Consider the following 9601-nt stretch of genomic DNA (forward strand, 5'->3'; position numbering starts at 1 on the left):
TTCAAGTCGTTAAATAACGATTTTTTTCTTTGCTTATCTAGCGTAGCGAAGATAAAACAGCTTGCAAGTTTTCCGCAGGGCTAACTTCGCTTTTCAGCCAGTTTAATTCCTGCCAACTGCGCAGCCAGGTTAATTGACGTTTTGCCAGCTGCCTTGTTGCGGCGACACCACGATACACCATCTCGTCATAACTCACTAGCCCGTCCAGATAATCCCACATCTGGCGGTATCCAACACAACGCATTGACGGCAAATCTGCATGCAAATCACTGCGTTGCTTTAAATTTTGTACTTCTTTTTCGAAACCTTGCTCCAGCATCTGCAAAAAACGTAATTCAATACGCTGATGCAACACAGCCCTGTCGGTTGGCGCTATGGCAAATTGTTTCACCGGATAAGGAAAAACATCGCCTTTTTGCTGTGTCCAATCTGTCAGACTACGGCCACTGACCAGATACACTTCCAGCGCTCGGTTAATTCTTTGTGGATCATTAGGATGGATACGCGCCGCCGATACAGGATCCACTTCAGCAAGCTGCTGATGCAGCGCCTGCCAACCTTCAATAGCTGCTCTTTGCTCAAGTTCAGCCCGAATATTGGGGTCAGCTTCTGGTAAAGGCGAAATACCTTCCAATAAAGCCTTAAAATACAACATTGTACCACCCACTAACAGTGGAACTTTGCCAAGGCGCTGAATATCTGCAATATGCCACAATGCATCACGGCGAAAATCAGCCGCTGAATAGGCCAAAGCCGGATCCAGAATGTCTATTAACCTATGTGGCGCTATTGCCTGTTCTTCCGCCGTGGGTTTGGCTGTGCCTATATCCATACCTTTATAGATTAACGCACTATCCACGCTGATAATCTCGGCATTCAACTCTTTAACAAGATCAAAAGCCAGTGCAGTTTTACCTGAGGCTGTAGGCCCCATCAGAAATATCACCGGCATGCTCATGTTGTTGACCTCAATAATGCCACAGCGGCGGAAATATCCAGCTCAGTGGCACACCAGCAAGTCGGCTCAGACAGTTGTGGTGCAAAATAGTTTAAAAAAACAGGCAAAGAAAACCAATGCTGCTTTAGTCCAATATCCAATAATAACCTGATTAAACAAATGGCTGTGGCCTGCTGTGGCCATTGTTGCCACCATAAAGGCAACCAGACACTGAGATCGCTGGCTTTTAATAAAATGGGAACAGCCCGTACTATCAGCACTTGATTATTCAGCAGAAAATCAAAACCAAGCAAAGCCAGAGCTTCAGCATGCTGCAATAACAGCGTTTTTTCAGCAGCAGATACAGGCAAACGCAGTGGCAACAATAAAGAGGCTGAAGCCGGTGGCAGCTGACACCAAAGTGGCGCTAATGTTGCCGGCATATCCACCAGCAGCAAAGTGCTGTGCATACTGGTCACCGCAAAACCGTCACCTGCATCAAGCCAGCCAGCTAAAGCTGTGTTGTCTGTCTGATGGGCCGCGCTGCCAGAGTGCAACTTTAAAGGCGCCGGAGCATAAACTGCTGAACTCTGGTTATTTTGCGAGGCGCTTTGTTGAGGTTGCGAATAGTGCTGTTGCACTGCTAAGTCGCCGGACTCAGCGCTTCGCTGTGTTGCAGCGTAAACGTCTGATACCGGTGTTGCCTCAACAGGGGTGTTACTGTTTCTGATGGGCCAGCCACCCGCCTGCCCCGCTGCTTGCATCACACCAAAAGACAAAGCTGTGCCTGTGTTTCTGCTGCCAGCGCCGGCATAAGATGATCGTGGCGAGTTGATGGCAGCATAGGAGGCCGGGGCTTTTGAGTTGTCCGTGCTGCTGGTCGTTTGTTGACTTGCCAACTGTGCATCAGCGTGTTGCAAAGCTGAAGCTTGACTTATTTCCGGATAAAGCAGTGGCTCATCACAAACCTGCGCCAGAGCACTGACCACAAAATCGTGCACCAGCCGTGCCTGATGGAAACGCACTTCGTGTTTGGCCGGATGTACATTGACATCCACCTGCATCGGGTCCAGCTCCAGATACAACACAAAGGCCGGCTGTAAACCAGGCGCAAGGTTGTCGCCATAAGCCTGGCGAATCGCATGATTGAGCAGTTTGTCACGCATCATACGGCCATTCACATAACTGTATTGACAAGCAGGTTGCGCCTGACAGGCCTGTGGCAGCTGCACCCAGCCCCACAAATGCATCTGTTCATAACTGCTTTCTACAAACAGCGCTTGTTCAATAAAATTGCGGCCACAAAGCTGCGCCAAACGTTTTTCTTTGCCAGCTAAATCAGACACCGCCTTCAGTGCCCTGATGCTCTGGCCGTTGTGATTGAGCTGCCAGCTGACATCAAAACGACTGAGCGCGAGGCGTTTCACCAGTTCATCAATATGGCTGAATTCGGTTTTGTCGGAGCGTAAAAAACGCCGTCTGGCCGGAGTATTAAAAAATAAATCCAGCACTTCAATGGAGGTGCCCACAGGGTGCGCGGCAGGTTTTAGTTGCACCTGCATATCGCGGCCTTCAGCCATCGCCTGCCAGGCGCTATCCTGGCTTGCCGTTTTAGAGGTTAAAGTCAGACGCGACACTGAGCTGATACTGGCCAGCGCTTCACCACGAAAACCCAGGCTTAAAATTTGTTCTAAATCACTGAGTTCACTGATTTTACTGGTGGCATGACGGCAAAGCGCCAAAGTCAGTTCATCTTTATGGATACCACTGCCGTTGTCGCGGATGCGGATAAGTTTGCTGCCGCCTTTTTCAATATCGATAACGACATTGTCGGCGCCGGCATCCAGACTATTTTCCACCAGCTCTTTCACCACAGAAGCCGGGCGCTCTACCACTTCACCGGCGGCAATTTGGTTGGCAAGCTGAGGCGATAAAACCTGAATAGGCATTAGTTCGGGATCCTAAGCACCTGACCGACCTGGATATTGTCGCTTTTGAGTTTGTTGTGACTGCGCAGCACCGCCATTGGCAAACCATATTGTTTGGCAAGGCCTGACAAGGTTTCGCCTCTTTTTACCTGATGCACAGCCGGGCCATTGTGACTTGCCGTTGCTATTCGCGGCCCTGCAATCACAGGCTGTGTGGGCCTGTTCACCTGACGTTGAGAAGCCGCAGGAACAGCATGGCTTGGTTCAGCACGGGTTGCTGCCGGACGGCTGATATCCGAAGTACCGGCAGTCTGACTGCGGTTGACTGGCGCCGCGCCCTGACGTTGTGCCAGCCAGGAATCTGCCGGTGGCGATTGTTCAAAATGATGCTTTAAAGCGCGAAAAATTGCTGTTACAAGCTTCTGCTGATAGGCAGCCGATTTTAATTTTTGTTCTTCACTTGGATTTGAAATAAAACCGGTTTCTACCAGAATAGATGGAATATCGGGCGCTTTTAGCATGCCGAGGCTGGCAGCCTGCGGCTCTTTTTTATGCAGATGGGTCACCCGGCCTACTTCAGCAAGCACCCGCTTGGCCACTTCAAAACCTGTGGTCATCGAATGGTTCATTGATAAATCCAGCACAGTTTGCGCCAGATAACGTTCGTTGGCCGAGTCTTTAATCACCTCTGCCACACCACCCAATAACTCCGAATGTTGTTCTGTTTGTTCCAGCATGCGACCCACTTCAGTGGTGGCGCGGCGCAGCGACAATACCCACACCGAAGCACCATGGGCTTTACGATTGGCTGCCGCGTCAGCATGAATTGACACAAATAAATCAGCCTGTTTACTGCGGGCAACATCCGGCCTTTTACTTGGATAAATATAATAATCTGAGGTACGGGTTAACACAGCTTTGAAGCCCGGTTCTTTGTTAATCAATGCCTGAAGTTTTTCCGAAACCGCCATAGTGACGTTTTTTTCGTAAGTACCTTTAAGACCCACAGCGCCAGGGTCGTGACCACCGTGGCCTGCATCTATCGCAATCACAATTTCCCGGCCACCGGCACGTTGTGGCCTGGGTGGCGGTGGCGCCGAAGCGGCCTGCTCTGCCTGCACATCGGCTATATCCAGCACCAGCCGATGCCCATAACGGTCTGAAGGTGGCAAAGTAAAAGCTTTTTCACGGGCGGCGCGGCTTAGCTCTACCTGCAACAAAATACCGCGGTTGCCAGCGAGTTTTTTTACCCTGATGCCTTTAATCAGTTCAGATTCACCGGACATTTTGCCAAGGGATGGGCTTTGAATATTGCTGATTTCCAGTTCAACCGTTTGCCGGTTCTGGCTGAGCAAACGGTATTGCGCTTTGCCACTGACATCAAACACCACCCTGGTGCTGTCGGGCGAAGGCCAAATCCGCACACTTTCTATTTTTTCGGCGGCAAAGGCTGGCAATACAGTCAGACTCAGACAAAACAACCAGATAATTCTGAGCATTGTTAGTTCCCGTTCACTGCATCAAGCATTTGTTGCCCAAGTGCAGTGGTGGCCGTCAGGCGGGCCGTTCTGGTGGATGGATCTATAGTTTCAAGTTCCAGCGTTAAATCCGGTACTGGTAACAGCGGAGCGCCCCGCTCAGGCCATTCCACCAGACATAAGTTGTTTGTGGCGAAATAATCACGGATCCCCATAAATTCAAGCTCTTCAGGGTCGTGCAGCCGGTATAAATCAAAGTGATAAGCGTCAAGCCCCGGCAACTGATAAGGTTCCACCAGCGTGTAAGTCGGACTTTTTACATTGCCCTGGTGGCCAAGCGCCTGCAACAAACTACGGCTGAATGTGGTTTTGCCGGCACCTAAACCACCTTGCAAATAAATCACACCACCGCCGCTACAGGCTTGTGCCAGTTGGGTAGCAAGCAAAGCGGTCTGTTCTTCATTATGCAAAATACGTTGGTAAAGCGCCTTGGCCATGCCAGTCCTCAAATCAGCTGTCGTCAAATCAGGAGTTGTTACATCAAAATAAACTTTTAAGTGCCAGTCCGGTCAACACTTTGGCTGCGGTTTGGCTTTATGCACCCTATGCTATCAAATTCATCAGATCAGAACCACCTTGAATACCAACAGATTGAAGCCGTTGCACTCAATTTAGCCCCTTGTGTTAACATAATGGCCTTTTGTACCCGGACTGATTTCTCTAAGGAACCTCAGCATTGCAGAGCCAATTCACGGATGCCGACTGGGCTTTATTGGCCCAACAGATCAAACAATGGGCAAAAGAGCTTGGTTTTGCAAAGGCCGGTATTTGTGACACGGATTTACAACCGGAAGAGCCAAAGTTACAACAATGGCTGGACGCCGGCATGCATGGTGAAATGCAGTATATGGCGGAGCATGGTATGAAACGAGCCCGTCCTGCCGAGCTGCAACCCGGCACTTTAAGGGTGATTTCGGTGCGGATGGACTATCTGCCGGAGCAAGCTGGTTTTGCTACCAATCTGAGCGCCCCCTCTTTGGCTTATATCAGCCGTTATGCGCTGGGCCGTGATTATCACAAACTTATTCGTTCACGCCTAAAGCAACTTGGCGAAAAAATTGAGCAACATGTGGGCGCTTATGGCTACCGCCCTTTTGTCGACTCAGCCCCTGTGCTGGAACGTCCTCTGGCTGCCAAAGCCGGTCTTGGTTGGGTGGGTAAACATAGTTTGCTGCTGAACCAACAAGCGGGCTCCTGGTTTTTCCTTGGTGAACTTTTAGTGTCTTTGCCCTTGCCGGTCGATAAACCCGTCACTGCAGACTGCGGCAACTGTGTGGCTTGTATCACTATGTGCCCAACTGGTGCCATAGTGGCGCCTTATGTAGTGGACGCAAGGCGTTGTATCAGTTATCTCACTATTGAACTGAAAGATGCCATACCCCAGGAACTTCGGCCGCTGATTGGCAACAGAATTTACGGTTGTGATGATTGCCAGCTGGTGTGCCCGGTAAACAGAGCGGCGCCACTGAGTAAAGAAAGCGATTTTCAGCGCAGACCCCAGTGGCGTGACCAAACACTCGTCAGTTTATTTTTGTGGGATGAAGCTACTTTTTTAAAAATGACCGAAGGCTCGGCCATTCGCCGTATTGGGTATCAGCGCTGGCAACGTAATTTAGCCGTTGGTTTAGGCAACGCGCCTTATAGTGATGAAATATTTAATTTATTAGCTGAAAATCAACAACATCCGGATGAGCTGGTGCGGGAACATCTGCAATGGGCTTTGGTACAGCAGCAACAAAAACAACTGCAACAACAAAAAGAAAACCGCCAACAACAACGGCTTATTCGTATCATTCAGCTGGGTTTACCACGCGACGCCTGAAACAGCGGCAATGCTGGCTGTTGCAACATACGCTCTGCTGAGCGCAATAAAATTTGTTGTTTTTGCTCTGCACTCGCCTGATGCCAGCCGGTAATTTCACTCAGAGTACGGCCGCAGCCCATGCAAACATCGGCCTGGTTTAAACAGCAATTTCGTTTACAAGGTGCAGGGATCATGATCCCTCCTTCTGCTTAGCATTGTTGCTTAAGCTGTGGCCTGTTTTATAAAAGCAATCAAATCATCAGAGCGTAGTGGTTTGGAAAAATAATAACCCTGAATAAAATCACAACCCAGCTCGGTCAGCACCTGCAATTGTGCTTTGGTTTCAACCCCTTCGGCCACCACCTGCACATCCAGCACCTTGGCCATGTTGATCAGCACTGCCGCCAGCGATTTGGCTTTGTCAGCAACGGCCACATCAGTGACAAAACTTTTGTCTATTTTAATCAGGTTGACCGGATAACGGCTCAGATAGTTCAGCGCTGAATAACCTGTACCAAAATCGTCAATCGCCAGTTGCAGTCCTTGCTGATGTAACTTCAGAATATTGTTTTGTTGCACCGAAATACGGTCCATAAACAACGACTCGGTAATTTCAAAAATCAAAGCTCTGCAATCAACGCCGGCCTGCGCTATCATTTGCAGCCATTCATCGGCCACATGATGCACATTAAACTCCTGACTACTGCGGTTAATCGACATTTGCACTGCCAAGCCTTCCTGTTCAAAGCGCTGCATGTCCAACAGCGCTTGCTGCAATATCCATTGTCCAAGCGGACGGATAGCACCGGTGCGTTCAGCCACACTGATAAACTCCAGTGGTGAAATCAGACCACGCTCCGGATGTTGCCAGCGCACCAGTGCTTCACATTTGTTAAAAGCACCGGCATTGACGTCGTAAATAGGCTGATACACCAGAAAAAACTGCTGTAGTGCTATACCGCTCATAATTTCGTTGTGCAAATGCACAAAACGATCGGCCTCTTTTTGCATGGCAGCGTCATAAAAATGATAAGTATTGCGGCCAATTTGTTTAGCAGCGTACATGGCTCTGTCGGCATGTTTTAATAAATCGCTGTGGCTCATACCATCATGCGGATACATGGCAATACCAATACTGGCGCTGACTGCCAGCGATTTTTCGCCCACCTGTACCGGTTTTGCTAAAGCCTGCACCAAACGGTCGGCCATCAATTCAGTTTGTTCCGGCGCACTGCTGAGCTGGGTTACTATGACAAATTCATCGCCACCCAACCTTGCCAGTAAATCCTGCTCCGAAACTAACAACTTTAAGCGTTCGGCCACGGCACGCAGCAGCTTGTCACCCACCACATGACCCAGGCTTTCATTCACTTGCTTAAACTCATCCAGATCAATACACATCAGGCTCAGGCTCGTCTGGCTGCTTTGTGCTTGTTTGATCATACGGGACAACTGTTCAGTAAATACCACACGGTTTGGCAGGTTGGTTAAAGGGTCGTAGGTTGCCTGAAAAGCTATGGTGTAAAGTGCCTCTTCCCGCTCACGCGCCATACGCAGCAATAACAACAAAGCACAACAGAGGATCACTATGATGGTCAGTATCAGTGGCGTCATCCACTGCAAAGAACCCACCAGCCATGCGGTGTTTTCTTTAGGGGCTGCATGCAACTGCCAGCGACCAACAGGTAGTTTGATATCCGCTTTAACCTGATCCATTGTCAGCAGCTGTTCATCACCCCAGAACAACTGGGTTGCATTATCTTCACCGTCGCGACCGGATAAACCAACATAATAATTTTGCTGCAAGCCCGTCAGACGCACCCGCTCTAATAACCTTTCCAGCGGCACAATAGCGGCAATAACCCCCCAGACACTTTGATCGGCCAGCAGTACCGGCACCCTCACCACCAGGCCAGAGCCACCTTGCAGCAAATTTACCGGTCCTGCCACCACAGGCTTAGACAAGGCTAATGTTTTTTCGATAGCTGCCAGTTGATTGGGAATATTACGATAATCCACGCCAATAATGGCTTCATTGCCAGGCAATGGATAGACATAACGAATGACCAAATCCGGTGCAACAGCGATATGACGAAAATGCGGGTAATTGTGCAACAACAATGCGACCCGGGCATCCAGACTGTTTAAATCAATGTGCGGGTTTAATACCAACTCACTGCGGATTGAATCCAGTGCCACCACCCCACTGTTAACTACACCCTCAAGTTCGGAGGCATAATTGGTCAAGGTTTGTAACAGCTGATAACGCTGGGATTCAATATATTTGGCACGCTCTTGCCACAACATGGCAACAGCGAGTGTAGACAACAACAGAAACACCAGCACAGTGACTGTTCTGGGGTGTCTGATAAAAAAGTTGCTGTGATAAGGTTCAGCTGTGTTTTGTAAAATTGATACAGGTGCGGAATTCAAATCGGTAACCCGGAATCTAGCCTCCGCAGAACTCTAACAGGGGTTAGAGTTCTTGGCTACCTCTCTGTTTTGGAAAATGAAGTTTAGTTTGATGCAGATCGTTTTTTCGGAACCCAGGCCCAGACATATTGCGCCAGCACAGGCTCAACCCCCAGCTCGTCCATCAGCTGCACCTGCACTGTGACTTCGCCTTTTTCTTCGCTGCGGATTTGTTCAATTTGAGCTTCTGTCAGGCTGGCCGTTGCTGTGAGTTTGCCGGTAGCGCGTTTTACGTAATCGAGGTGCATCGATTTGAGTAAAGGCAATCTGTCATCCGGCACATGCATGCCCACCAGAAAACCAGTGGCCGATTCACCCAACAACGCCATAGCGGCAGCATGCACTGAGCCAATATGGTTTTGCACTTTACGGCTGTTTTGTTGCACTAAAACGGCTTGCTGAAAATCCAGTTTTTGAATTTGAATGCCGGCAGTACCGGCAAATTTTACCGCGCGGCCAAACAACTGCGACAATAAAAAACTGTATAAAAACTTTGGAGCACCGCCGATTTTTGTCACCATCCGGCTTAATTTATTATTGGCTTTCATACTGGTCTTACCTGTTATTAAAGTTCTGACAAATTAGCAGTTGATAGCAGAAATAACAAGCGAGCGACTTTACAGACTAGCCTTTCAGCGCAGACAGCAACAAATGGAATTGCAAAACATGAGGCCAGAAACAAAAAAAGCCCCAAAAGGGACTGTTTTAGTGGATAAATCCGGCAAATCTGGAGCGGGCAACGAGATTCGAACTCGTGACCTCGACCTTGGCAAGGTAGCGCTCTACCAACTGAGCTATGCCCGCATCGTGAGGATTTTTTAGTGGACGATTGGAGCGGGCAACGAGATTCGAACTCGTGACCTCGACCTTGGCAAGGTAGCGCTCTACCAACTGAGCTATGCCCGCATCGTATCGTCTGAAG

At 49.3% G+C, this 9601-nt stretch carries 8 protein-coding genes and 2 tRNA genes; 1 reads left to right on the forward strand and 9 read right to left on the reverse strand.

Features of this window, described 5'->3' with window-relative positions:
* Positions 1 to 37: 37 nt before the first annotated feature.
* Genes miaA through tsaE form a run of 4 tightly spaced genes read right to left on the reverse strand, consistent with a single transcriptional unit; the run spans position 38 to position 4840 of the window.
* The gene (gene miaA, locus RCH83_RS10495) at positions 38 to 958 is read right to left on the reverse strand and encodes a tRNA (adenosine(37)-N6)-dimethylallyltransferase MiaA (RefSeq protein WP_306521745.1); all 921 of its coding nucleotides are present in this window, start codon (positions 956 to 958) and stop codon (positions 38 to 40) included.
* Complete coding sequence (mutL, locus tag RCH83_RS10500) at positions 955 to 2886, reverse strand: DNA mismatch repair endonuclease MutL (protein WP_306521747.1); 1932 nt, start codon at positions 2884 to 2886, stop codon at positions 955 to 957. Before mutL ends, miaA begins: the two co-directional genes overlap by 4 nt.
* Positions 2886 to 4364, reverse strand: a complete 1479-nt coding sequence (locus tag RCH83_RS10505; protein ID WP_306521749.1) for an N-acetylmuramoyl-L-alanine amidase — start codon at positions 4362 to 4364, stop codon at positions 2886 to 2888. Before RCH83_RS10505 ends, mutL begins: the two co-directional genes overlap by 1 nt.
* Before the next feature lie 2 nt (positions 4365 to 4366).
* Positions 4367 to 4840, reverse strand: a complete 474-nt coding sequence (gene tsaE, locus RCH83_RS10510; RefSeq protein WP_306521751.1) for a tRNA (adenosine(37)-N6)-threonylcarbamoyltransferase complex ATPase subunit type 1 TsaE — start codon at positions 4838 to 4840, stop codon at positions 4367 to 4369.
* Positions 4841 to 5079: 239 nt separating this feature from the next.
* On the opposite strand from tsaE, the gene queG reads away from it, so the two are divergent.
* A complete protein-coding gene (queG, locus tag RCH83_RS10515) occupies positions 5080 to 6225 on the forward strand; it encodes a tRNA epoxyqueuosine(34) reductase QueG (protein ID WP_306521753.1) in 1146 nt (381 codons plus the stop codon).
* Here queG and RCH83_RS10520 read toward each other — a convergent pair.
* From RCH83_RS10520 to RCH83_RS10540, 5 genes are all read right to left on the reverse strand, one after another.
* A complete protein-coding gene (locus RCH83_RS10520; protein ID WP_306521755.1) occupies positions 6198 to 6401 on the reverse strand; it encodes a DUF1289 domain-containing protein in 204 nt (67 codons plus the stop codon). The two genes, queG and RCH83_RS10520, sit on opposite strands and share 28 nt — an antisense overlap.
* A gap of 28 nt (positions 6402 to 6429) precedes the next feature.
* Entirely contained in the window at positions 6430 to 8640 is a 2211-nt protein-coding gene (locus tag RCH83_RS10525) for a bifunctional diguanylate cyclase/phosphodiesterase (RefSeq protein WP_306521757.1), read from the reverse strand.
* An 83-nt stretch (positions 8641 to 8723) separates the two neighbouring features.
* On the reverse strand, positions 8724 to 9227 hold the full coding sequence (locus RCH83_RS10530; RefSeq protein ID WP_306521759.1) for a DUF4442 domain-containing protein: 504 nt from the start codon (positions 9225 to 9227) through the stop codon (positions 8724 to 8726).
* A gap of 180 nt (positions 9228 to 9407) precedes the next feature.
* A tRNA-Gly gene (locus RCH83_RS10535) sits at positions 9408 to 9483 on the reverse strand.
* A 26-nt stretch (positions 9484 to 9509) separates the two neighbouring features.
* Positions 9510 to 9585 (reverse strand) — tRNA-Gly (locus RCH83_RS10540).
* Positions 9586 to 9601: the final 16 nt, after the last annotated feature.

It is taken from the genome of Rheinheimera sp., from assembly GCF_030824435.1.
Taxonomy (GTDB): Bacteria; Pseudomonadota; Gammaproteobacteria; order Enterobacterales; family Alteromonadaceae; genus Pararheinheimera.